Source organism: Hafnia sp. HMSC23F03, assembly GCF_001816025.1.
Classification (GTDB): Bacteria; Pseudomonadota; Gammaproteobacteria; order Enterobacterales; family Enterobacteriaceae; genus Hafnia; species Hafnia paralvei.
In genome coordinates this window covers 324238-347770 of the sequence record NZ_KV824214.1, presented here as the reverse complement: position 1 = coordinate 347770, position 23533 = coordinate 324238, and the positions used below count along the sequence as shown (strand labels likewise).

Genomic DNA, 23533 nt, shown 5'->3' with positions numbered 1-23533 from the left:
CTGTTTGTGTTTTGAAATCGGGGGAACGTATGGGCAAGTCAGGCGGTGAAATGAAAGCGCTGGCGAAGCACTGTGGCGGCAGCCATAAGACAGTGAACGATCGTATCCATATCGTGCAGCGTTTCGACCACCATTTACGGGCGCTGAACGTCCAGATCCAGCGGGTGGCGCAGATTAAGGTTCGCCATATTGAAAGCTACATTCATGAAAGACTGGCGCAGGGACTCGGCAAACGCACGCTACAGAATGAAATGGCCGCGTTACGTGCCGTACTGCAACAGGCCGGACGTAAGCAGATCGCAGAACATGAGCGGTTGACCAATAAATCCCTCGGGCTTTCCGGCGCATCCCGCAACGGTACACGGCAGGCCATCACACCGGATCACTACCGCCATGTGCTGGAAACGGCCCGCGCGAAAGATCCGGGGCTGGCGGCAGCACTGGAGCTGGCGCGGCTGATGGGACTACGCTCTCAGGAGGCGGTGCAATGCGTGCAATCACTGAAAACGTGGAAACAGGCGTTGGATCGTGGTGAGCCCCGGTTAACCGTGGTTTTCGGCACCAAAGGCGGGCGGCCTCGCGAAACACTGATTCTGGATGCTGATGCAGTTAAAAAAGCGCTGGATAACGCGTTAGCTGTAGCAGAAAGCCGTAATAACCGGTTAATCAACAAGCCGGATCTGAAAAGCGCGATGGACTACTGGCACAATCAGGCGGCGCGAATAGGTTTAACTGGCACATATTCTCCGCATTCACTGCGTTATGCGTGGGCGCAGGATGCGATATATCATTATCTGACGCAGGGGTTTAGCCATAAAGAGGCGCTGGCAATGACGGCGATGGATCTGGGGCATGGCGACGGGCGTGGACGGTATGTGGCGCAGGTGTATGGCGTGGGGGGATGAACAATCTTCTGTTCTGGTGCAATCATGAAAAGCAAAAGGCGGAAGGGCAAAGGAATATTAAGGGTAACAGCACCAGACCGGAAAGGGCCATAGGGTGTAGACGCTGGAACTGGCGCAGTTAAACGGATTTCGGCACTGGTGCAAATAAAAAAGCAGATCCGCTGAGATCTGCTTTCCGGCTAACTCACTGAATGGCTCAGGCCACCTGAACCTGCCTGTCATACCGATATGGCGCAACAAATTTCTGCCGACAGGCGTCGAGATAGTCCGACCACCACTGCATCATTTGTGTGCGCTCGTCGAGGTGCTCCGCCTTGTGGATATACGCGGCGCGCACGTTGTTACGCTCCTGATGGCTCATCTGCCGCTCCACGGCATCTTTTGACCAGCGCCCGGACTCGATCAGCGCACTACAGGCCATCGTGCGGAAACCGTGGCCGCAGACATCCACCTTCGTATCATAGCCCATCACTCGCAGCGCTTTATTGATGGTGTTTTCGCTCATTGGCTTGCGCGGGTCGTGGTCGCCGGGAAACAACAACTCGCTGTTACCGGACAACAGTTTTAGCTGTTTCAGCACAGTTACTGCTTGCTTTGACAATGGCACCAGATGCGGCGTTTTCATCTTCGCGCCACGCTCTGAATAACGCACTCCCGGGATGGGGTCACGCTCGGCGGGGATAGTCCACATTGCTCCATCCAGATCGATCTCCGTCCAGCGGGCAAAGCGTAGTTCGCTTGAGCGGATAAAGATTAGCAAATTAAGTTGTACTGCCAGACGGGTTAGCAGCCTGCCGGAATAGCCTTCCAGCCGTTCCAGCAACTCCGGTATTTTTTCCAGCGGCAGGGCGGGATAGTGGTTTTTCGATGGCGGCGCGATGGCTCCGGCAAGATCATTGGCCGGGTTGCTGGCGATCAGGCTCTCTTGCACTGCGTAGCGCATGATTGCTGTAGTACGCTGCTGAATTCGTGCAGCTGTCTCCAGATTGCCTTTTCTCTCTGTCACCCGTAGCGGAATTAGCCGATCGGCGGTTTTCAGGTCGGCAACGGGGATCCTGCCAATCAGCGGGAATACATGGAGCTCCAGCGAGCGCAGGATCTTCGCCGCGTGATGCTCCGTCCATCGGATATTACCTGCCAGCCACTTGCGGGCAACCTCTTCAAACGTATTGCCGCTTTTCTTTGCCTGCTTCTCCTGCTGCTTTTTCACCCCCGGATCGTTGCCCGCACTGAGTACAGCACGAGCTTCTTCACGCAGTTTACGCGCATTTGCCAGCGTAACGGTCGGGTATGCGCCAAACGCCAGCTTCTTCTCTTTACCGCCAAAGCGGTACTTGAGTTGCCAGAGTTTAGATCCATTGGGCTTAATCAACAGGTATAGACCCTGTGCATCGCTGAGTTTATAGGGCTTATTGAGCGGTTTGGCATTACGGATGGCGGTATCGGTGAGTGGCATGGCGGGGGCTCCAGAGTTTATCGAACCAACAGGCCCCCAATTAAGCCCCCAAAAACTCTGGATGTCAAAAAGCCCGTTGATATTCAGTGATATCAACGGGCCTCTTTAACTTACTGATTTTTATATGTCTTCGGACTTATTGAGAAATCCCAAGACAAAAATATGGTGCCCGGACTCGGAATCGAACCAAGGACACGGGGATTTTCAATCCCCTGCTCTACCGACTGAGCTATCCGGGCAACGGGGCGTATTAAACTGGATCTGTGCGATGGCGTCAACGTAATTTCTTCAATAGTTTGCTCAGTTGCCTAATGTTTCGTCGTTTTTAGTTTTTTTGCATGAAATGTGCACCATATCAGAGGATGTTTTGCTTTTTCTCTTTAAAAATTGGCCGATCGGGGTGTCTTGTTTGTTTCCTTAGATACAAAAAAACTGTGTGAGTTGATAAAAGATGACATCTAAGGCTGACATAAAATTACATGGGATATTTTTCAGCGAGTTGCAGAGGTGGAAACCATATGGCACGAGAGAACATAGGACTAAATTTTATATATTAGAATCCTATTTTGACGCTTTTATGTGTGAAGTGAATGAATACACCTGATGCAGAGAGCTAATATTGATGTGAGTTTACTTTTGCTGACTATAGGTTTTTTAATTATTTTTATTTTTTAACAATGAGTTAGGTGTTTATTTGATCGCGTTATTTGACGGTTTTTTATCCTTTTGTAATGAATTTAAATAGTTAACTATAGGCCGTAAATTATTTATACCTCGAAATGTCATGCTTGTTTTACAAAAAATGCCTTTAATTCCAGTGCGTTGACAGCCATCGTTGACGATATATAACCTTGATTTTGTTGATTGCGAGCCTCCCTTTTTGAGAGGAGCGCATAACCGAATAATATAAATGAAATCAGGTGTGATAATTATGAAACGTATACTTACAGCAACCGCACTTTCTCTTGCCATAATGTCTACTTTTACCTGGGCCGCTGATTCCGCAGCCACTGTGCCAGCAGCAACCACCACTGTAAGTACCAACGTGCTGACGGCCCAACAGGCCAAAGAAGTCGCTAAAGTCGCTCAGCAAGGCTTTAATGCCATGCGTGATGTGCAATATGCCCGCGTGTCTTTATTCCGCGGCTATCCAGACGTTGCGCAGAAACTGGTAAATCAAGCAAATACTCTACTGTCTGACGATAGCACCAACTGGAAAGAGTTCATCAAGGCCGATAAGAAAACGCCGCTGGCAGGCGACAACTATGTGGTCATCAACGCCTCTATCTCATTAGCTGAAGATTTTGTTGCGACCCCTGAAAAACAGAAAGCCATTGATAGCGCTAATGCTAAATTCAAGAAAGGGGATCATAAAGGGGCAATGGAAGAGCTGCGTTTGGCTGGCGTTGGCGTAACTGAAACCCAATATCTGATGCCTCTGAAACAAACTCAGCATGCAGTGAAAAAAGCTCAGCAACTGCTGAAAGATGGCAAATATTATGAAGCTAATTTGGCTCTGAAAGGGGCTGAAGAAGGTATTATCACTGATAGCGTAACACTGGTTGACGCTAACTAATTCGGTTCTGCTTCGTATTTCCCTACCTTCAATAAGCCACCCTTTGCTCAGGGTGGCTTATTCGACTGTGTTTGGTGCGACTGAGCGTTAGCTCAACGCACCGTTACGACGGCAGCGTGCGATCTGCAAGATATCCTCGGCTAGACGGCGTGCTGTTTCGACATCTTTCAGTTGGCGTTTCACCAATAGGCGGCTTAGACAACCTTCCAGAACCAACTCCATCTGATGAGCGACCATTTCAGGATCGTCCATATCAATATCTTGCAACAGCGTTAAGGTGAACTCATAAGAGGCCGCTTTTTGTTGTTCGGCAAGCTGGTGAATTGGATGATCGTCTTCTGGAAAGAAGCTACAGGCCGCAATAAACAAGCAGCCAGGATAGCGTTGCTGCTGCACATACTCAGCCAATACATGATAGCGCGCTAAAATTTTATCCCGCGCGGAGAGTGATTCGTCTAGCAACACTTGCCGACGCCAAGTATCAATTTGCTGTGCGTGGTAGCGCAAACTGTCGTAAAGCAGGGCTTCACGATCTGGCCAAAAACGGATTAGCTCTTCCTTAGAAATATCAAGCTGCGGAGCCAGTCTTTCCAAGGTGGTTGTCGCCAGTCCCTGTTGTTCCAGCAGGCTGAGCACCTGACTGAGCACGAGTTCTCGTTGCACGCGATCCTCCTGTCTAATATACGGATCTTTCACGATCGGATCCTCAGTGTCGTTGATGGTTAGCGATTGTGCAAATGTGCGTTGAATTCGCTGGCCTGCATAAATCCGGTAACACGTTGCTGCGGCTGCTCTTGCCCCTGTGCGTTGTAGAACAGGATCGTCGGTAAACCTAAAACATTTAAATGCTTGAGCAGAGCCGCATGTTCTGCGTTATTTGCAGTGACATCGGCCTGCAATAGCACCGTATCGGCCAGTTGTTGGCGCACGCTTGGATCGCTAAACGTGTATTTTTCAAACTCTTTGCAGGCGACGCACCAGTCTGCGTACAGATCGAGCATAACCGGCTTATTTTCTGCTTTTGCGCTCGCCAACGCCTGATTCAGTTCGCTGATATTATTGATTTTTTGGAACGGAAGATGAGCAACCGCGGTTTGTGACGTGCTGCCGAATGCCCAGTCCTGCAGGGGGCGCGAGCAGATAAGTGCCGCACCGAGCATGATGATTTGCATAATACGCGCGAATCGATGAGACGATTTTAGACTGAGCGCAAATGCCCAGCCAAAGAAAGCGACCCCCAGTAATGACCAGAGGCGTAATCCCCACTCATCCCCAAGGATGCGTTCCAGCAGGAATACCGGTAAGGCCAGAATCACGAAACCAAAAGCTTCTTTGACGTATTGCATCCATGGACCGCTGCGTGGCAGTAGACGATTACCAAATGTCGTCACTAAGATGAGCGGTATGCCCATGCCTAATGCGTAGAGATACAGCGTTCCGCCACCGGCCAGCATATTGCCACTTTGTGCGATGTACAGCAGGATTGCACTCAGCGGTGCCGTGGTGCATGGGGAGCAAATCAGCCCTGCGAGTGCGCCCATCACAAATACGCCAGCCAGCGAACCACTGCGCTGTTTGTTGCTCCAGAGCGTGAGGCGAGTTTGCAGCGACGAAGGAAGCTGCAAGGTGAACAAGCCAAACATCGATAGCGCCAGCAGCACGAATAAAACGGATAGCCCAATGAGAACATAAGGATGCTGGAATGCCGCTTGGAACTGCAATCCCGCGGCGGCAACGACCATGCCGAGCAAGGTGTATGTCAGCGCCATCCCCTGTACGTATACCAGTGATAAAACGAATATTCGCCGATAGCTTTGTTGGCGATCTTGCCCAAGAATAATAGCGGAAATCAGCGGGTACATCGGGAGTATGCAAGGGGTGAATGCAATACCAATTCCGATTAATAAAGCCCAAAGCGGGGAGAAGGGTAAGGACGGTGCGGTCGGCTCGGATATCGGTGTAGTGCCTGATAAAGCATCTGTGCTGAGAGGTGTTACCGAGTCTAGCGGGATGGTTTTGGTTTCAGGCGGATAGCAGAAACCTGCCTCAGCGCAGCCCTGATAGGTAACGACCAAACTGGCACCTTTATTGGCGTTTTGCAGCAGCAGATTCAGCGTTAGCGCATCTTTAAAAATGGCGGTTTTACCGTAGAACTCATCATGATGCTCAATACCGGTAGGTAAGGTGAAGTCGTTGAGCGTTGCCTGACGCGGTTCGATTTTAATTTGCTGACGGTAGAGATAATAGCCGGATTTGATTTGCCAACTTAGGTCGAGTTTGTGCTCTTGTTGTTTAAAATCAAAGGCAAATGCCTGATCGACCGGCACAAACTGCGTTTTGCTATCAAATAGCGCCGCATGTGCCGGAAACAGGGTGCATAAAAATAGAAAAACTAGCGTAAAGAAGCGTTGAGCCATGACAGGTAATCTTTATCTCCCGCGTGAACTGGTAGAACTAAAAGCTCAGGGGTTTGGTATGGATGATGCTGTTTCAGGAAGTTGAGCAGCGCTTCCTGATGTGAGCGTTCGCTTTTCAAAATCATCTGGACTTCGTATTCCTGCTCTAGTTTTCCTTCCCAATAATACATGGAGGATGCACCGGGCAGCAGTGTTACGCAGGCGGCCAATTTTTCGCTAAGCGCTAGCGAAGCCAACTGCTGGGCACTGGCCTCATCTGGCGCAGTACAGAGCACCACGATGGCATCAGTGATGGTATCGAGCTGTGACTTTCCTGTATCTGACATCTAAGCTAGACCTCGCCGTGGATGATTTTGAATCAACACTATACCTTGTGTGGGCGGAGATTGTCAGTACAGCGAGGTTTGAGTTTGCGGAATAAGAAAAGGACGCCAAGGCGCCCTTTTCGAGTTTGAAGCTAAGAGGGCTTACAGCATTACGCTACCCAGCACGAAGCCGAAGATAACAGACAGTGCTACGCCAATAGTACCTGGGATGAAGAACGGGTGGTTGAAGACCAATTTCCCGATGCGAGTTGTACCGGTATCATCCATCTGGACTGCAGCAACCAGCGTTGGGTAGGTTGGCAGAATGAACAGGCCAGAAACCGCTGCGAAAGAAGCGACTGCGGTCAGAGGAGAAACGTTCAGAGCCAGTGCCATTGGCATCAGCGCTTTAGCCGTTGCTGCCTGTGAGTAAAGCAGAGCGGAAGCGAAGAAGAAGATGACTGCCAGCAACCAAGGATGAGACTGGATAACGGAACCTGCGGTTTCTTTGATCCACTCAAGGTTGGCTTGAACGAAAGTATCACCCAGCCACGCCACACCCAGAATACAGATACATGCGCTCATACCTGCTTTGAAGGTGCTAGAGTTCAGAATGCTGTCAGTTTCAACACGACACAGAATAGTCGTCAGCGTTGCAACGCTCAGCATGATGATCAGGATCGCGTTGGTGGTGTTCATCAGTGGTTTTTCCACCAGACCCAAACTTGGGCTATTGATGATGGCATAGCAAACTACGCACACAACGCCCAGCAGGAACAGCCATACGGAGCTTTTTGCACGAGGTTTGATAACCACTTGCTTATCGCCACGCAGTTCAATCAGCCCCTCGGACAAACGTTTTTGGTAAACAGGATCGTCAGACAGTTTAGAGTCAAAGCACCAAGAGACGATGAGAGACATCACGAGTACTGCTAAGAAGGTTGATGGAATAACAACCATGAGCAGGTGGATGTAGCTAACACCGTGGCCTTCCATTACTGAAGACATATAAACCACAGCGGCTGAGATAGGTGATGCTGTAATCGCGATCTGAGCTGAAACTACGGCGGTGGAAAGAGGACGGCATGGTTTAATGCCTTGTTCTTTTGCCACTTCGGCAATAACCGGTAGTGCAGACAGAGAAATGTTCCCTGTACCCGCAAAGATAGTCAGAAAATAGGTCACAATCGGCGCCAGAATCGTGATGTATTTAGGATTCTTACGCAGCAGTTTCTCGGTTTGGTGAACAAGATAGTCCATACCACCGGCAACCTGCATGGCAGAGATAGCGGCGATAACGGCCATGATGATTGAAATAACGTCGAAGGGAATATTGCCCGGTTTAACGCCGATCATGGCAAGGACTAAAACCCCTAAGCCACCAGCGAACCCTATTCCGATGCCCCCCAGTCTGGCACCTAAAAATATGGCGAGCAGTACGATCACCAGCTCCACGACTAACATAGTGTTTCTCCTCAAGATGTAACGATAATATTCCTTTTGTCCTTGAAGCTGCTGCTTGGGCGAAGTTCGTTCTCCACAAACACTTACACATGTAGGTGATTCTGGACGCTCTCATTCATCGCTTCGCTGCAACCCAATGACATCGGGTGTAATTCTTGTTTTAAGTATGTCGGTTGCAATAAAAAGGCACGGCTGACCAAGGGACAGACGTGCCTGAGCTCGACTAGCGAACTTTATTATTGTTCGCTTTCGTCAGTGTAACGTTTTGCTTTATAAGCAGGGTGCATCAGGTTCTCAACAGAGAAGATGTCGTCCAGTTCCGCTTCGGTCAACAGACCACGTTCTAGAACAACTTCACGCACGTTTTTACCTGTTTCGGCACAGATTTTACCAACGATATCACCGTTGTGGTGGCCGATAAATGGATTCAGGTAAGTAACGATACCGATGGAGTTAAATACATAGCTCTCACACACTTCTTTGTTAGCGGTGATACCGTTGATGCATTTTTCCAGCAGGTTGTAGCAACCGTTAGTCAGAATGGAGATGGATTCGAACATCGCCTGACCGATAACAGGTTCCATAACGTTCAGCTGCAGCTGGCCAGCTTCAGCCGCCATGGTCACCGTTGTATCGTTACCGATGACTTTGAAGCACAGCTGGTTGACGACTTCAGGAACAACTGGGTTTACCTTAGCCGGCATGATTGAAGAGCCTGCTTGCAGTTCAGGCAGGTTAATTTCGTTCAAACCGGTACGTGGGCCTGAAGAGAGTAAACGCAGGTCGTTACAGATTTTAGACAGTTTAACTGCCAGACGCTTCAGAGCACCGTGAACCATGACGTATGCGCCACAGTCAGAGGTTGCTTCGATCAGGTCTTCTGCTACAGAGCATTGTAGACCGCTGACTTCAGACAGTTTCTGCACTGCAAGCTGAGAGTAACCTTCTGGCGTGTTCAGGCCGGTACCGATAGCCGTTGCACCTAAGTTCACTTCCAGCAGCAGCTCAGAGGTACGCTGCAGGTTTTTCACTTCTTCTTTCAGCAACACGCTGTATGCTTTGAATTCCTGGCCTAAAGTCATAGGAACCGCATCCTGCAACTGGGTACGACCCATTTTCAGAATGTTTTCGAATTCTTTTGCTTTACGGTCGAAACCTTCGCGCAGTTGGTTGATTGCATCCAGCAGTTTCATGATGGATGAGTACACTGCGATACGGAAACCGGTAGGGTAGGCATCGTTGGTGGATTGGCACTTGTTCAGGTGGTCATTAGGGTTCAGGTACTGATATTCACCTTTCTGGTGACCCATCAGTTCCAGACCGATATTGGCCAATACTTCGTTAGTGTTCATATTGACTGAAGTACCTGCACCGCCCTGATATACGTCAACAGGGAACTGATCCATGCACTTACCGTTGTTCAATACTTCATCGCAAGCCTGAATAATCGTATCGGCAATTTTGCGTGGAATTGTGTGTAACTCTTTATTCGCCAACGCCGCAGCTTTTTTAACCATTACCATGCCGCGAACAAACTCAGGGATATCACTGATTTTGTTGTTGCTGATATAAAAGTTTTCGATTGCACGCAGAGTATGAACACCATAATAAGCGTCTGCTGGAACTTCACGGGTGCCTAACAGGTCTTCTTCAATACGAATGTTGTTTGACATAAGAACCTTCTTTATAGATGCCGAATAGTAAACTTGCTAATGGATTTATATCGTTTAGATTTTCAAATTCGAAAGGATCATCCGTCCTCTCTGTTCTGTGGCTGATCATATGCTGCTGGCGTGGAAAAGCATGAACCCAGATCACTATATGGCGCTTCTAGTTTCAGTCGTTTACATATCTGTGACTACACTCACAGATAAAGAAAATAACCCACAAGAGTTATAGGGTTGAAAACGTATAAAATGCCACCACTTGTCATATATAGACTGTTTTTTGACATATACGATTTTAAATTTTAACTATTTCAGTTGTTCTTTAATGTAATACTACTCATTAGAAGGCACTGTAATTTAGGAGAACGATGTTGCGCTGGTTACCGCTCATACTGATATTTCTGTTTGTTTATATAGAAATATCTATTTTTATTAAGGTTGCCGCAGTGCTCGGGGTTGCCCTGACATTGTTGCTCGTTGTTCTAACCTCTTGCCTTGGTGCTTCGCTGGTCCGTCATCAGGGAATGAAAACATTGATGCAAATGCAGCAAAAAATGGCGATGGGTGAGAGCCCCGCGGCAGAAATGGTGAAAAGCGTTTCTTTAGTTATGGCTGGCTTTCTTCTGATTCTGCCTGGCTTTTTCACTGACTTCTTGGGGCTGCTGCTGATTTTGCCTCCGGTACAAAAGCATCTCACTTTGAAGCTTCTGCCTTATTTTAGTTTTTCTCGCTCAGGTGGCGGTTTTGGCTGTGGCAGTTTTAATGGTTCCCAAGGCGGCAATACCTTTGACGGTGAGTTTGAACGCAAAGATGAGAGCCACCCGCGATTGGATAATCGTTTAGACAACGAAGACGACCAATACAAAAACGACAAATAGCAGACTATTAGTCTTTCCTTCTCAGCAAAGGCGTGGCACATTTCGGCCGCGCCTTTTCTTTTATTAGCTCTGCATCGCAGAGGTTGAAGAAAAACACAATTTTTTTACTTGTCCCCCCTTGAAGGGGTTGTTGATTGCCCCAATCTGGTAACCACGAGTCCGAGAGCGGAGGGCATTCCTCAAGCTGCGGCGTTCAACCCTAAACGATATGGACCTTCTCAAAGGAGAGCTATCAATGAATATTCGTCCATTGCATGACCGTGTAATCGTCAAGCGTAAAGAAGTCGAGTCCAAATCTGCTGGCGGCATCGTTCTGACCGGTTCTGCAGCTGGCAAATCTACCCGTGGCGAAATCGTCGCTGTAGGTAAAGGCCGCATTCTGGAAAACGGTGAAGTTAAGCCGCTGGACGTTAAAGTTGGCGACATCGTCATTTTCAACGATGGTTACGGCGTGAAAGCAGAAAAGATCGACAATGAAGAAGTGTTGATCATGTCCGAGAGCGACATTCTGGCTGTGGTTGAAGCGTAATAACCGCTTCCTCTTATTAACGCATAATCTTCTTAACTGAATAAGTTTAAAGGAAAGAACAATGGCAGCTAAAGACGTAAAATTTGGTAGCGACGCACGTGTGAAAATGCTGCGCGGCGTGAACGTTCTGGCAGACGCAGTGAAAGTGACCCTGGGCCCTAAAGGCCGTAACGTCGTTCTGGATAAATCTTTCGGTGCGCCGACCATCACTAAAGATGGCGTATCTGTAGCGCGTGAAATCGAATTGGAAGACAAATTCGAAAACATGGGTGCGCAGATGGTTAAAGAAGTTGCCTCTAAAGCGAACGACGCTGCGGGTGACGGTACTACCACTGCAACCGTACTGGCTCAGGCTATCGTCAACGAAGGTCTGAAAGCCGTTGCTGCGGGCATGAACCCAATGGATCTGAAACGTGGTATCGACAAAGCTGTCGTTGCTGCGGTTGAAGAACTGAAAAAACTGTCTGTGCCTTGCTCTGATTCTAAAGCTATCGCTCAGGTAGGGACTATCTCTGCTAACTCCGACGAAACCGTGGGTAAACTGATCGCTGAAGCGATGGAAAAAGTTGGCAAAGAAGGCGTTATCACCGTTGAAGAAGGCACCGGCCTGCAAGACGAGCTGGACGTAGTAGAAGGTATGCAGTTCGATCGTGGCTACCTGTCTCCATACTTCATCAACAAGCCAGAAACCGGTTCTATCGAACTGGAAAGCCCGTTCATTCTGCTGGCTGACAAAAAAATCTCCAACATCCGCGAAATGCTGCCTGTTCTGGAAGCCGTTGCTAAAGCAGGTAAACCTCTGCTGATCATCGCTGAAGACGTTGAAGGCGAAGCGCTGGCAACTCTGGTGGTTAACACCATGCGTGGCATCGTGAAAGTGGCTGCGGTTAAAGCTCCTGGCTTTGGTGACCGTCGTAAAGCCATGCTGCAAGACATCGCAACTCTGACCGGTGGTACCGTTATCTCTGAAGAAATCGGTATGGAGCTGGAAAAAGCAACTCTGGAAGATCTGGGTCAGGCTAAACGTATCGTTATCAACAAAGACACCACTATCATCATCGATGGTATCGGTGACGAAGCTGCAATTCAGGGCCGCGTTGGTCAGATCCGTAAGCAGATCGAAGATGCAACTTCTGACTACGACCGTGAAAAACTGCAAGAGCGCGTAGCTAAACTGGCTGGCGGCGTTGCAGTCATCAAAGTCGGTGCCGCTACCGAAGTTGAAATGAAAGAGAAGAAAGCACGCGTTGAAGACGCCCTGCACGCAACTCGCGCAGCGGTAGAAGAAGGCGTTGTTGCTGGTGGTGGTGTTGCCCTGATCCGTGTAGCTGGCAAAATCGCTGGTCTGAAAGGCGCTAACGAAGATCAGAACGTAGGTATCAAAGTTGCGCTGCGCGCAATGGAAGCTCCTCTGCGTCAGATCGTTATCAACGCCGGTGAAGAAGCTTCTGTTATCGCTAACAACGTGAAAGCGGGCGAAGGCAGCTACGGTTATAACGCATACTCTGAAGAGTACGGCGATATGATCGCAATGGGTATTCTGGATCCAACCAAAGTAACTCGTTCTGCTCTGCAGTACGCAGCGTCTATCGCTGGCCTGATGATTACTACCGAATGTATGGTTACCGATCTGCGTGATGATAAAGCAGATATGGGTGCCGCTGGTGGTATGGGCGGTATGGGTGGCATGGGTGGCATGATGTAATTTCCTCTGTCACTCACATTGCCGCTATGCTGCAATATCCGTGACTTAAGGAAATGCTGCTCTAGGCATTCGACAAAACCCTCGCTTCGGCGGGGGTTTTGTTTTTTTATAAGCGTAATTTCCTGATTCTGGTAATATTTGAACGTGAACTTTCTATGCCCTAGATAATTCGAGTTGCAGTCAACGCATAGGCTATTCGAACAATGATGGGGATCACATTAAATGGGGAAGAAGATGCGGATTAAAGGTTTATTGGGCCTGACGGCAGTGATGCTGTTAGCTGGCTGTAGTTCAACCACACAGCTGGACACCGCAGGTCAGCAGATTAAATTCACCGATACCAAGCCTGGTACTGAATGTCAGTTATTAGGTGAAGTCACTGGCTCCCAAAGCAACTGGCTTTCTGGGCAAGGTGGCGAGTCTAGCTCTATGCGTGGCGCAGCAAATGATTTACGTAATAAAGCCGCTGCGATGGGCGGGAACGTAATCTACGGCGCAGTTAGCCCAAGCGAAAATTTCTGGTCTGGCTTTGCACCGTTAGACAGCAAAATGAGTGGCCAAGTGTATAAATGCCCGAACTGATCGACGGGTATACGACACACGAAAAACCGGAGCATCTATCTCCGGTTTTTTATTGCTCAGAACTTGCCTGTAAGCGGCGAAGTTTTCGGTACTGCAGCGGTGTCTGCCCCACTTTATTTCTGAATGTGGTAATGAAATATGAGGTTTCTCTAAAGCCAGTTTGGCTCGCAATAGTTTCAATCGGCTCATCACTCATTGATAGAAGCTCGCAGGCACGTTTGATACGGCGAGTTGCCAGATATTCTTGAATCGATCCTCCCGTCTCTTGTCGGAAGACTCTAGAGGTATAGCTCTTTGAAAGATTAAGGGCTTTAGCCAAGTCATCTAACACAAATTTTTGAGCATAGTGTTGCTCAATCCAGTTCATGATGCGTGAGGCGTTGGTGGGCGCATAGGCTGGATGAGTGGCCATGCTTTCCGGTAGCAACTCCAACATCTGCATTAAAAGCAGAGATAGCTCGGCGAGTTGATGACCCTGTTGTGGTTCACGTTGATCAAACTGCGCAAGCAACCGTTCCATAAAGGCCGCATCGGCTTCCAGATCGTAAACCTGAGCCAGCCCTTGTGAGTTGCAAATATAACGAAAGTGCTCTTGCTGACGAGGAAAAGGGGCGAGAAAGCTTTCTACTATGGTGTGATCCACATGGATCGTCGTTCGGTGGTAGATATTACGATCGTTCTGCTCAACATGAACTTTGTGTAATCGAAAAGGAGGGAACATAAAAAGTCTTCCCGGTTTTGCCGTGTACTGCTGATTATCTACAATCACAATGCCGTAGCCCTGGCTGACGAATAATAGCTCTAGACACTGATGCCAATGGTAGTAGTTAGCACTCATATTATGCATACGGTTAAATGATACGAAGCGTTCATTCAGAGTAATACGTTCGAGAAGGTCTTGCTGCTTCATGCTTTTCCACCATGACAACAGATTATAATTTTTAGCGTTTATTTTGTAATTTAGCGCCTTAATAAGCTTATTTATCAATCAGAATTTAATAATGATGATAAAAGTGTGAGCATCATAACAATTCAGCCTAATGTCTAGCGTCTACTATTCCTGTCACGCAATATTAAATATAACTGTTAATTCTATAATCCTCTAACTGAAGTGAAAATAGAGCGAGACCATATCGTGCAACCAGCTAATATCACGTTAAATCCGAGTTTAGAAAATAAGAATGATACTGAGTTAGTGCTAAAAGAAATGGTTGCTGCACTTTCGCCTTTAATGCAGGTAGAGCAAAGTGGTTTAGATATTGCGAATACCACAACGCATTACGGCGCTGAAATCGCTAAAATGGAAGGCTTCTCTCGCGTTTTATGGGGGCTATTTCCATTAATTCACGGTGGTGGTAGCTGTGAGCAGTGGGAGTTTTTCATTCAAGGCATTCGTTGTGGTACGGATCCCAATCACCCAGCCTATTGGGGAAATATTAATGACTACGATCAGCGATGTGTTGAAATGGCGGTCTATGGTCTTGGTCTTGCGCTATTAAATAAAAAACTGTTGTCTTATTTCACCTCAAAGGAACAAGAGAATATTTATCTTTGGTTGAACCAGAGTGCGGACGCAGAAATACCCAATAATAACTGGAATTACTTTCCGATATTAGTCCAAGTTGGATTCTTGAAAGCAGGATTACCGTTTAATAAAGATGCTGTGGAGAAAAGGTTTTCCAGTATGGAGGCCTACTATATTGGTAATGGTTGGTACTCCGATGGGCCAGATCGTCCACGTGATTACTATGTTTCCATGGGCTTTCATTATTATGGTTTGCTTTATGCAACGATGATGGAGAAAGAGGATCCACAGCGCTCACAAGAACTACGTCAGCGAGCTACTCTGTTTGCTCAGGATTTCATTTGGATGTTTGCACGTGATGGTTCTGCGGTGCCTTTTGGCCGTAGTCTCAGTTATCGATTTGCAGAGGCTGCATTCTGGAGCGCGGTAGCGTTTTCTGATCTCGATATTTTAGATAAAGGAACAATTAAGGGGCTTATTTTACGTCATCTGCGTTGGTGGATGAAGCAACCGATCTTTGATCGTGATGGCATCCTTAGTATCGGTTATGCCTATCCGAATCTGATTATGGCCGAGGATTATAATGCACCTGGCTCACCATATTGGGCATTCAAACTCTTTCTTATTTTAGCGTTGCCTGATTCAGATGCCTTTTGGCAAGAGGCTGAGAAACCATTACCTGTGATGAGCGGCGGCCATGTGATTCACGAGGCCGCACAAATATTGACTCATAACGACGACTCTCGCCACGTGTGGATGACGACTTCCGGCCAGCGCGAATTGAATAATTTTGTGAATACGGATGCAAAATATACCAAGTTTGCCTATTCCAATCGCTTCGGTTTCACGCTCGATCGCGGGCGATATGGGCTAAGCCATGCGGGTTGTGACAGCGCCTTATTGCTGAGTGAATGTGATGGTTACTATCGTTCTCGACGCGTTTGTGATGCTGTATTGACTCATGATGACTTTATTTATAGTCGTTGGCAGGCGTGGCCGGACGTAAGTGTCGAAACGTGGCTAATTCCGGTTGATCATTGGCAAGTCCGAGTTCATCACATTACTAATGAACGCCATCTAGAAGCCATTGACGGAGGGTTTGCACTTAAACACCGTCCACTTCCCAAGGTGAAAACTGAAGACGATCGGGTACAAATTACCACCGAGGATGATTTCTGTATCCTACGTTCATTTTCCCGTGGAAGCTTGGCCGACACGGTAATAACTCCGCCGAATAGTCATATTCTCTTTGCGGATCGAGCCATAATTCCTGTATTGAGAACGAATTTAGAATGTGGAGAGCATTGGCTGATCAGTGCCGTAGGGACTTTCCCAACAGAGGAATATAAAAATGAAATTAACGTGCTCTTAGAGGAACAGCATTTATCTATTACGGTTAATGGCGAAAATAAAATAATCCTACTTGCAGTCACAAAGTAAAAATCACGTTTGACTTCCCGTTTGCCAATTTCTTAGGAGATGGCCATGAAAAGTATTTCTGAAATTAATCGCGGTGCTTATTACCGCATGAGCACTTTCATTTTTCTTTATTTCTTTACATGGTCATCTAGCTTTGGTTTGTATGCATTATGGCTGAGTCAAAAGGTTGGGCTAGATAGTGTAACCATTGGCAGTGTTTTTGCAATTAATGGCGTTTTTGCCGTGATATTAAAACCGATATACGGTTATATCATGGATAAAATAGGCATGAGTAAAAAGCTACTCTATTTTGTAATCGTTATTTCGGCATGTATGGCTCCCTTTTTTGTTTACATATATCAGCCTCTGTTATTGACCCATACTTTTGTTGGAATTGTGGTGGGGGCACTCTATCTGAGTTTAGGTTGGTATGCTGGTGTAGCGGCGTCAGAGTCTTATGCAGATCGTTTTAGCCGACTCTATAAGATGGAGTTTGGCCAAATAAGGATGTGGGGTTCTCTCGGTTGGGCATTAGCGGCATCGGTGTCAGGCATCTTATTTAACCTTACGCCAACCTATAACTTTATGGTGAGTAGTATCACTTCGCTATTGATGTTGTTGGTGATGGTTAGTTTGAAAATTAGCGATGAAAAGTTAAAGAATAATAACGTTATTGCCAATGATAAAATTGTTTTTTCTGATGTGATTGCGCTCTTAAAAAACCATAAATTCTGGATGTTTTGTCTCTACGTTGCGGGCGTTGCATGGATGATGTTTATTGCCGAACAGCAGTTCCCTCGCTACTTCGTTTCTTTTTTCGCCAGTAAAGAACAGGGCAATGCTATGTATGGCTACTTGAGCACGGCCCAATCCGGTACCGAGTTTCTGATGATGATGGTGATCCCGTGGGTGGTGAATCGTTATGGCGCTAAGAAAACGCTTCTAATGACGGGATGCGTTGTCGGGGCGCGACTGATTGCCTCGGGGCTAACTAGCGATCCCATCATGATCTCTTTCATTAAGCCTCTCTATGGGCTGGAAATCTCTATGCTGCTGATTTCGGTGTTCAAATATATCGCCGAGCATTTCGATAAGCGCGTTAATGCCACCATGTATTTGCTCGGCTATCAGGCCATGATTTACGTCGGCTCCATCGTTGTTGCCCCGCCAGCAGGTTATCTGTATGACCGCATTGGTTTTGAGCACACCTATTTATTAATGGGCTCTTGCGCTCTGGTATTCACGCTAATTTCTGCCTTTACCTTGTCGGAGTGTCATTGCAGCCGTTCTAAACCGACGATTTTGCCTGAACCTCGTACCGCAGGGACTGACACTATTCACGGTTCAAAGGCGTAGCCTTTTTACCTCGGCACTCGAATGATTTAGGGCTATCGATAACTTAAGGGAGATAACTGGTGTTAATTAATCTTATTAAAGAGCCTCTGCGGCCAATAGAGTTAAATCAGATTGATCGCGCTGCGCTCAAGCACCAATTACAGCAGGCTCAGAATTGTGTTCTGCAAAAGCTATCGCACAATCTCCATGCTTTCGGCGACAAATTCCCGGCAGAAACCTGTGAAAAAGGACGCTATAAGCTGACCGAAAACGTGGAATGGACGACCAGTTTTTGGACGGGGCAACTTTGGCTGGCATGGGAGTTGAGTGGCCGTGAAGAATTTCGACTAGCGGCAGAAAAACAAGTGCGTTCTTTTGGACATCGAATCACTCATCGTATAGATACCGACACTCACGATCTCGGTTTTCTCTATACGCTCTCTTGCGTGAGTGCATGGCGATTAACCGGTAATCGTGATGCTCGCTGCTTTGCTTTACATGCGGCAGAGGCACTGCTTGAGCGCTATAGCCCAACGGCACAGATCATTCAGGCATGGGGCGATCTTAACGATCCCGATCAGCATGGACGTATGATTATCGACTGCAATATGAATTTGCCGCTGCTGTACTGGGCGAGTGAGCAGACGGGGGATCCTCGTTTTGCGGCAGCTGCGCAGGCTCATGCGCATCAAGCGGCGAAATATATCATTCGGCCAGACGCTTCGACCTATCACACATACTATATGGATACCGTCAGCGGGGAGCCCCGTTATGGCAATACCCATCAAGGCTATGCGGATGACTCTTGTTGGTCGAGAGGGCAGGCATGGGGGATCTACGGTTTTCTGCTGACTTATCACTACACAGGGGAATCTGAGTTCGTTGAGATCTCACGTCGTTTAGCACATTACTTCTTGAATCGCTTACCGGAGGATGATGTGTGCCATTGGGATCTGGCTCTGCTTGGTACAGATCAGTATCGCGATAGTTCAGCTGCTGCGATTGCTGTCTGCGGATTGCTGGAGCTGCTTGAGACTTTACCGGTTCTCGATCCTGAACGTGCTTATTATGAAGAAATGGCGCTGCGGATTTTATCTTCACTAACGCAAAATTATTTAGCGGGTGATGAAGACCAAACCGATGGCCTATTGAAGCACTCGGTCTATCACCTCAGCGGAGGGAAGGGCATTGATGAGTGCTGCAGTTGGGGAGACTATTTTTATCTCGAAGCGTTGGTGCGAGCAACGCGAGTTTGGAAGATGTATTGGTAAGACGGTAAGAATCGTGGCGGGGAGAGAACCCCGCCAGATAGACATTAACGGCCCAAAATGACTTCGCCACGCGCCGCATTCAGGGTGATTTTTTGTCCTTCCTGTGCTTGTTTCAAGCTATCGCCAACGCCGACAATCATTGGGATACCCAGCGCATTGGCTAAAATAGCGGAATGGGACAGTGCATTTCCCTGAGAGAGCACGATACCTTGCACCAGACGACGGTCTAACATAATGGTGTCTGAGGGCATGAGTTCGCGAGCGAGAAGAATAGATGGAACGCTCGGGTTTTGAATTTCCTGTGTTTCACCGGCCAGATGAAGCAGGGTACGCTGCAAGATATCTCGAACGTCGAGCTCACGCGCCTGCAAATATTCATCATCCAGCTCGCGGTAAGCATCTGCCATCTCGGTGAGCTCCGTTTGCCAAGCGATTTCTGCGCTGCACAAACTGCTGGCAATGCGGCTAAACGCTGAATTTTGCAAGTCGGGATCGTCAATTAACATGCTGTGTGCACCGAAGATCCCTGCGTGCTGTTTGCCGAGCAGTTGATTTGTGCGATCCGCGAGTCGGCTAAGATCTTGCAAGGTTTTGACGATCGCCTGACGCAGCCGTTGTTGTTCAATTTCAATCCGATCGGATAAGATCTGGCGGTCGGGCACTTCGACATCTTGCGTGGGTAGCACGAATGCGGGAGCGCTGACTTGGGTGTCCATAACGGATTTACCCTGCAATATTTGCCCTGCGCTTGTATCAGGCGCGATGCTTTCACCAAAATTGCTTTCTGCGAGTTGCTTAAATGCAGCTAAGGCTTCATCAGCCTGTGAGCCTTTGGCGACCAAGCGAATCTCATCGTCTTTGCGTATCTGCAATAGAGCTAGCTGATTAAGGCTACGAGGATCGGCATGACGATTGCCTTTGACACTATCCAGCTTGTATAAAACCAACTCCGCGTCAAATGGAGCCATAGCCGTCGCTAGCTTAGCGGCAGGGCGGACATGCAATCCATTGGGATTGTTAATTTTCCAGCTAACACCACGCTCGTCGCTATGCAGCGTTGGCGACTCACTGGCCATTTCTTTTGCTTGCGGCTCTTCATCGCCGAGCTGTGCTTTTTTTGCCTGCAATGCCGACTGGGCTTCGCGCTCCACCTCTGCTAATGAAGCCCCTGCTGAAGCGGCAACCACCGCCGCCAGAGTTCCTTCAACGATAGGGGCAGAGCAGGCCTTCACTCGAGCGCTCATTTCAGGATCGAGCAGTTCTAGTGCGGTTTCGGTGCTTAACAATGCGCTTCCGAGATCCATCATGATCAATACGCCTGAAGGATCGAATACTTCTTCGATTGCCTGCATCACTTTAATGGCATCGGTACCGATGGGATGATCGGGATCGTCTACCCCGGCGGCGACAACCAGACGGCAGCCGTTTTGCGTCATCTGAGCGGCGAGCTCAGCGACGCCATCGGCCAGTTTGGCACTGTGCGAGACTACAACGATGTTGACCATAATTTATCCCTAGAGCAGTGAACGGAATACACGACTAATGTGTGACTTCAGCCAAGGTTTGCATCATCAGCCACGCTGAAGTCGCACCAGGGTCTTGATGGCCAATACTGCGTTCGCCTAGATAGCTAGCGCGACCTTTACGAGCCTGCATGGTAATCGTGCCTTCGAGTGCCTGACGCGCCGCATCGACGGCCAGATCCAGTGCCTGTGGTACTGACAGATCTTTTTGACTAGAGGCTTCCAGCGATGCCACTACTGGCCACCAAACGTCGCACATGGTTTTGTCATTCGGTTCTGCTTTACCGCGGCTAACGACGCCTTCAACGCCCTCTTTGAGCATTTGGGTCAGCTCGCTCAGCGATAAACTTTGTTTGGCTGCGGTACTTTGTGATGCACGAATAAAGAAGGTACCGAAGAGTGGGCCACTGGCTCCCCCCACGCTGGAAAGCAGCGTCATACCGGTATTTTTCAAGATAAAGCCGATGTCTTTGTCTGCGAACGATGGCAGTTTCTCAACGACTTTATTGAAGCCGCGGTTCATATTGAGACCGTGGTCTGCGTCGCCGATTTCGGTATCGAGCTGAGTCAGAAAGTCTTTTTGTTCGGCAAAAACTTCGCCGCAGCGCATGAGCCAGTTAACAATTTGTTGTTTAGTCAGTGACATATTACATTCCCCAACGCAAAGCCGGTGTATTGACGGGCGCATCCCACAGGGATAGCGTTTCATCGTCAGCTTTCAGAAGCGTGATTGAAATACCCTGCATATCGAGTGATGTGCAGTAAGAGCCTACTAAGTTACGTTCGATGGTGATGCCAAACTCAGCGCAGCAGTGTTGCAGCCGATGGTATACGCCATAGAGTTCAGAAAGCGGTGTTGCTCCCAGATTGTTGACCAGCGCAATGACGCGGTCTCCTTTTTGCAGGGGGTGTTTAGGCTGCGTTTGTTCTTTCCACTCACCAGCCTTACGGTCCCAAGAGCGCAACGTGCGCTGATATTTTCCGTGTGCAATCAGGGTTGCAAACATTTCATCAACGGTTTGGTTGAGCGTGGTAAATTCACGACGCTCAATACCCGGCTCACCGTGGATGCCGACGCCAAATTCCATGACATTTTCAGGCAGTACAAAAGAGGGCTTACCGGCCGCAGGAACGGTACAAGCCTGAAGTGCGATGCCGATAGAATGGCCTTCGTTATTGAATTTATGTCCGAGCTCGACCAACTGGTCGAGTGAGTCACCGCGCGCTGCGGCTGCCCCGAGCAATTTTTCAATCAATACGGTGTTTGCTACGCCACGGCGCCCAGCGGTATATAGGCTATCTTTTACGGCAACGTCGTCGTCAACCAGAATGGTTCCGACCTGAGTGCCACTGTCGTGCAGTAATTCTGCCGCAGTTTCAAAATTCAAAACGTCGCCAGTATAATTTTTGATGATCATCAGCACGCCTTTGCCACCGTCAATCGCTTGGCCGCATTCGAACATCTGATCGGGTGTAGGTGACGTGAAGATTTCCCCCGGACATGCCCCATCCAGCATACCTTCCCCGATAAAGCCGCAGTGCATGGGCTCATGACCGCTGCCGCCGCCGGACAGTATTCCGACCTTGCCTACCACTGGGGCATCGGCGCGAGTCACAAACACCGGCTCTTGGTGTAGCGTTAATTCAGGATGGGCTTCCACCAATCCAAGAATTTGTTCCTGCAAAACGGTTTCGACCTGGTTGATTAGCTTTTTCATTAAAAAGGCTCCGAAGAAATCTGTGTTTGATAGACCCTTCCCTGAAAATCAAACAGGGAAGGGGTTGTGGTCGTTTACTTTGATTTACGTGGACCAGTGATTTACTTCAGCCAAGCTTGGCCTAAGCGGTCTGCCGCGAGAATGGCAGCGAATACCTGTTCTGGAGTGACTTTGAACGGCATGTTATGGATGGTTTCGCCTTCGGCACAGCTCGCTTTAGCAACAGCCATGATTTTCTCTTCCAGCTTATCGTCGGCTTTCACGCCCATCTCTTTCAGCGTAACCGGCAAACCAACCTGCAAGCAGAAGTCGAGGACGGTTTCGATCTGCTCGCTGCTGCTGTTTTGCAGAACCAACTGGGTCAGAGTACCGAACGCCACTTTTTCACCGTGGTACAGGTGATGGCACTCTTCTAACACGGTAAAACCGTTGTGGATGGCGTGAGCAGCCGCTAAACCTGAGCTCTCAAAACCGATGCCGCTCAGATAGGTGTTGGCTTCAACGATGCGTTCTACTGCCGTGGTCGCCACGCCTGCTTCAACCGCGAGCTTGGCTTTATAACCTTCCTCAAGCAGTGTTTCGTAGCACAGACGTGCCAGCGTGACCGCCGCAAGTGTCGATTCACCACCGGCCATGCTAATAGCATGCGCATCGTAGCAAGCTTGAGCTTCGAAATAGGTAGAGAGCGCATCGCCCATACCCGCCACCAATAAACGTACTGGCGCTTTGGCGATAATAGCCGTATCCATAATCACCATATCTGGGTTGGTTGGATACATCAGGTATTCTTCGAACTCGCCCTCTTCACTATAGATGACAGAAAGGGCACTCGTCGGCGCATCGGTAGATGCAATGGTTGGAACCACGATTACCGGCAGTTTTTGATAGAACGCGATAGCTTTCGCGGTATCTAGCGTTTTACCCCCACCAATACCGATGACGCCTTTGCAGCCATGTTTTTTCAGCTCAGCAATCAGGCGGTTAATTTCTTTATGGCTGCATTCGCCGCCGAACAGGGCGAAATGGCTTTCTACTTCGTGCTGTTTTAAGCTGCTGCCGACGGTGTCGCCAGCCAGTTTCATGACAAAATCATCGGCAATGACGAAGTAGTTATTTGCCAGCATTTTGGCGTACTGACCGATAGACTGCAGCGCGTTTGCACCTTGAATATATTTGGATGGGGATTGGATTACTTTCAACATAATAAAGCTCCTCAATAAATCACTAAGCAATCGGATTAGAACTTAAGCGTGTAACT

20 protein-coding genes and 1 tRNA gene are annotated in these 23533 nt (G+C 48.4%); 9 read left to right on the top strand and 12 right to left on the bottom strand.

Features of this window, described 5'->3' with window-relative positions; genetic code table 11:
- Positions 1-29 precede the first annotated feature (29 nt).
- Positions 30-905: an integrase domain-containing protein gene (locus tag HMPREF3091_RS07340; protein WP_070715037.1), complete on the top strand. Its 876-nt coding sequence runs from the start codon at positions 30-32 to the stop codon at positions 903-905.
- A 196-nt stretch (positions 906-1101) separates the two neighbouring features.
- Here the strand turns inward: HMPREF3091_RS07340 and HMPREF3091_RS07335 are convergent, their stop codons facing one another.
- The gene (locus HMPREF3091_RS07335; RefSeq protein WP_070715035.1) at positions 1102-2361 is read right to left on the bottom strand and encodes a tyrosine-type recombinase/integrase; all 1260 of its coding nucleotides are present in this window, start codon (positions 2359-2361) and stop codon (positions 1102-1104) included.
- 163 nt (positions 2362-2524) lie between these two features.
- A tRNA-Phe gene (locus HMPREF3091_RS07330) sits at positions 2525-2600 on the bottom strand.
- 692 nt (positions 2601-3292) lie between these two features.
- On the opposite strand from HMPREF3091_RS07330, the gene HMPREF3091_RS07325 reads away from it, so the two are divergent.
- Positions 3293-3937: a YfdX family protein gene (locus HMPREF3091_RS07325; RefSeq protein ID WP_070715033.1), complete on the top strand. Its 645-nt coding sequence runs from the start codon at positions 3293-3295 to the stop codon at positions 3935-3937.
- Positions 3938-4024: 87 nt separating this feature from the next.
- Here HMPREF3091_RS07325 and HMPREF3091_RS07320 read toward each other — a convergent pair whose 3' ends face one another.
- The 5 genes from HMPREF3091_RS07320 to aspA form a co-directional block, all read right to left on the bottom strand.
- Positions 4025-4600: a division control transcriptional repressor DicD gene (locus HMPREF3091_RS07320; RefSeq protein WP_035503590.1), complete on the bottom strand. Its 576-nt coding sequence runs from the start codon at positions 4598-4600 to the stop codon at positions 4025-4027.
- A 59-nt stretch (positions 4601-4659) separates the two neighbouring features.
- Positions 4660-6354 (bottom strand): protein-disulfide reductase DsbD, encoded by a 1695-nt coding sequence (locus HMPREF3091_RS07315; protein ID WP_070715031.1) that lies wholly within the window; start codon positions 6352-6354, stop codon positions 4660-4662.
- Positions 6330-6680, bottom strand: coding sequence for a divalent cation tolerance protein CutA (gene cutA, locus HMPREF3091_RS07310; RefSeq protein ID WP_070715029.1), 351 nt, complete (start codon positions 6678-6680; stop codon positions 6330-6332). The genes HMPREF3091_RS07315 and cutA overlap by 25 nt, the downstream gene beginning before the upstream one ends.
- Positions 6681-6821: 141 nt before the next feature.
- A complete protein-coding gene (locus HMPREF3091_RS07305) occupies positions 6822-8123 on the bottom strand; it encodes an anaerobic C4-dicarboxylate transporter (protein WP_070715026.1) in 1302 nt (433 codons plus the stop codon).
- A 236-nt stretch (positions 8124-8359) separates the two neighbouring features.
- On the bottom strand, positions 8360-9796 hold the full coding sequence (aspA, locus tag HMPREF3091_RS07300; protein ID WP_004093504.1) for an aspartate ammonia-lyase: 1437 nt from the start codon (positions 9794-9796) through the stop codon (positions 8360-8362).
- Between the two features lie 365 nt (positions 9797-10161).
- Here aspA and HMPREF3091_RS07295 point away from each other — a divergent pair, with 365 nt between their 5' ends.
- The 4 genes from HMPREF3091_RS07295 (at position 10162) to HMPREF3091_RS07280 (ending at position 13484) form a co-directional block, all read left to right on the top strand.
- Positions 10162-10668 carry an FxsA family protein gene (locus HMPREF3091_RS07295; RefSeq protein ID WP_210403548.1) on the top strand — a complete coding sequence of 169 codons (507 nt, stop codon included), beginning with the start codon at positions 10162-10164 and terminating at the stop codon, positions 10666-10668.
- A gap of 235 nt (positions 10669-10903) precedes the next feature.
- Positions 10904-11197 carry a co-chaperone GroES gene (locus HMPREF3091_RS07290; RefSeq protein WP_008814807.1) on the top strand — a complete coding sequence of 98 codons (294 nt, stop codon included), beginning with the start codon at positions 10904-10906 and terminating at the stop codon, positions 11195-11197.
- A 61-nt stretch (positions 11198-11258) separates the two neighbouring features.
- Complete coding sequence (gene groL, locus HMPREF3091_RS07285) at positions 11259-12902, top strand: chaperonin GroEL (RefSeq protein ID WP_004093509.1); 1644 nt, start codon at positions 11259-11261, stop codon at positions 12900-12902.
- A gap of 234 nt (positions 12903-13136) precedes the next feature.
- Positions 13137-13484, top strand: a complete 348-nt coding sequence (locus HMPREF3091_RS07280; protein WP_008814808.1) for a DUF4156 domain-containing protein — start codon at positions 13137-13139, stop codon at positions 13482-13484.
- Positions 13485-13533: 49 nt separating this feature from the next.
- On the opposite strand, the gene HMPREF3091_RS07275 is transcribed toward HMPREF3091_RS07280, so the two are convergent.
- A complete protein-coding gene (locus HMPREF3091_RS07275; RefSeq protein ID WP_070715022.1) occupies positions 13534-14394 on the bottom strand; it encodes an AraC family transcriptional regulator in 861 nt (286 codons plus the stop codon).
- A 225-nt stretch (positions 14395-14619) separates the two neighbouring features.
- On the opposite strand from HMPREF3091_RS07275, the gene HMPREF3091_RS07270 reads away from it, so the two are divergent.
- The 3 genes from HMPREF3091_RS07270 to HMPREF3091_RS07260 are packed head-to-tail and all read left to right on the top strand — an operon-like array spanning position 14620 to position 19034.
- A complete protein-coding gene (locus HMPREF3091_RS07270) occupies positions 14620-16449 on the top strand; it encodes a DUF2264 domain-containing protein (RefSeq protein WP_070715020.1) in 1830 nt (609 codons plus the stop codon).
- 45 nt (positions 16450-16494) lie between these two features.
- Positions 16495-17784: an oligosaccharide MFS transporter gene (locus tag HMPREF3091_RS07265; RefSeq protein ID WP_070715018.1), complete on the top strand. Its 1290-nt coding sequence runs from the start codon at positions 16495-16497 to the stop codon at positions 17782-17784.
- A 59-nt stretch (positions 17785-17843) separates the two neighbouring features.
- A complete protein-coding gene (locus HMPREF3091_RS07260) occupies positions 17844-19034 on the top strand; it encodes a glycoside hydrolase family 88 protein (RefSeq protein WP_070715016.1) in 1191 nt (396 codons plus the stop codon).
- Positions 19035-19078: 44 nt separating this feature from the next.
- Here HMPREF3091_RS07260 and dhaM read toward each other — a convergent pair whose 3' ends face one another.
- The 4 genes from dhaM to HMPREF3091_RS07240 all read right to left on the bottom strand — a co-directional run bounded on the left by dhaM (position 19079) and on the right by HMPREF3091_RS07240 (position 23477).
- Complete coding sequence (gene dhaM / locus HMPREF3091_RS07255) at positions 19079-20539, bottom strand: dihydroxyacetone kinase phosphoryl donor subunit DhaM (RefSeq protein WP_070715014.1); 1461 nt, start codon at positions 20537-20539, stop codon at positions 19079-19081.
- A 34-nt stretch (positions 20540-20573) separates the two neighbouring features.
- Positions 20574-21203, bottom strand: a complete 630-nt coding sequence (gene dhaL, locus HMPREF3091_RS07250) for a dihydroxyacetone kinase subunit DhaL (RefSeq protein ID WP_004093526.1) — start codon at positions 21201-21203, stop codon at positions 20574-20576.
- 1 nt (position 21204) lies between these two features.
- The gene (gene dhaK, locus HMPREF3091_RS07245; RefSeq protein ID WP_070715012.1) at positions 21205-22275 is read right to left on the bottom strand and encodes a dihydroxyacetone kinase subunit DhaK; all 1071 of its coding nucleotides are present in this window, start codon (positions 22273-22275) and stop codon (positions 21205-21207) included.
- 101 nt (positions 22276-22376) lie between these two features.
- A complete protein-coding gene (locus HMPREF3091_RS07240) occupies positions 22377-23477 on the bottom strand; it encodes a glycerol dehydrogenase (protein WP_004093530.1) in 1101 nt (366 codons plus the stop codon).
- Positions 23478-23533 lie beyond the last annotated feature (56 nt).

What these genes read in the sequence shown, in the direction of transcription:
- dhaM (WP_070715014.1), bottom strand. Translation starts at nt 20,539, where the DNA reads ATGGTCAACATCGTTGTAGTCTCGCACAGTGCCAAACTGGCCGATGGC.
- HMPREF3091_RS07290 (WP_008814807.1), top strand. Translation starts at nt 10,904, where the DNA reads ATGAATATTCGTCCATTGCATGACCGTGTAATCGTCAAGCGTAAAGAA.
- HMPREF3091_RS07305 (WP_070715026.1), bottom strand. Translation starts at nt 8,123, where the DNA reads ATGTTAGTCGTGGAGCTGGTGATCGTACTGCTCGCCATATTTTTAGGT.
- dhaL (WP_004093526.1), bottom strand. Translation starts at nt 21,203, where the DNA reads ATGTCACTGACTAAACAACAAATTGTTAACTGGCTCATGCGCTGCGGC.
- HMPREF3091_RS07335 (WP_070715035.1), bottom strand. Translation starts at nt 2,361, where the DNA reads ATGCCACTCACCGATACCGCCATCCGTAATGCCAAACCGCTCAATAAG.
- HMPREF3091_RS07265 (WP_070715018.1), top strand. Translation starts at nt 16,495, where the DNA reads ATGAAAAGTATTTCTGAAATTAATCGCGGTGCTTATTACCGCATGAGC.
- dhaK (WP_070715012.1), bottom strand. Translation starts at nt 22,275, where the DNA reads ATGAAAAAGCTAATCAACCAGGTCGAAACCGTTTTGCAGGAACAAATT.
- HMPREF3091_RS07280 (WP_008814808.1), top strand. Translation starts at nt 13,137, where the DNA reads ATGCGGATTAAAGGTTTATTGGGCCTGACGGCAGTGATGCTGTTAGCT.
- cutA (WP_070715029.1), bottom strand. Translation starts at nt 6,680, where the DNA reads ATGTCAGATACAGGAAAGTCACAGCTCGATACCATCACTGATGCCATC.
- HMPREF3091_RS07340 (WP_070715037.1), top strand. Translation starts at nt 30, where the DNA reads ATGGGCAAGTCAGGCGGTGAAATGAAAGCGCTGGCGAAGCACTGTGGC.
- aspA (WP_004093504.1), bottom strand. Translation starts at nt 9,796, where the DNA reads ATGTCAAACAACATTCGTATTGAAGAAGACCTGTTAGGCACCCGTGAA.
- HMPREF3091_RS07325 (WP_070715033.1), top strand. Translation starts at nt 3,293, where the DNA reads ATGAAACGTATACTTACAGCAACCGCACTTTCTCTTGCCATAATGTCT.
- HMPREF3091_RS07315 (WP_070715031.1), bottom strand. Translation starts at nt 6,354, where the DNA reads ATGGCTCAACGCTTCTTTACGCTAGTTTTTCTATTTTTATGCACCCTG.
- groL (WP_004093509.1), top strand. Translation starts at nt 11,259, where the DNA reads ATGGCAGCTAAAGACGTAAAATTTGGTAGCGACGCACGTGTGAAAATG.
- HMPREF3091_RS07240 (WP_004093530.1), bottom strand. Translation starts at nt 23,477, where the DNA reads ATGTTGAAAGTAATCCAATCCCCATCCAAATATATTCAAGGTGCAAAC.
- HMPREF3091_RS07275 (WP_070715022.1), bottom strand. Translation starts at nt 14,394, where the DNA reads ATGAAGCAGCAAGACCTTCTCGAACGTATTACTCTGAATGAACGCTTC.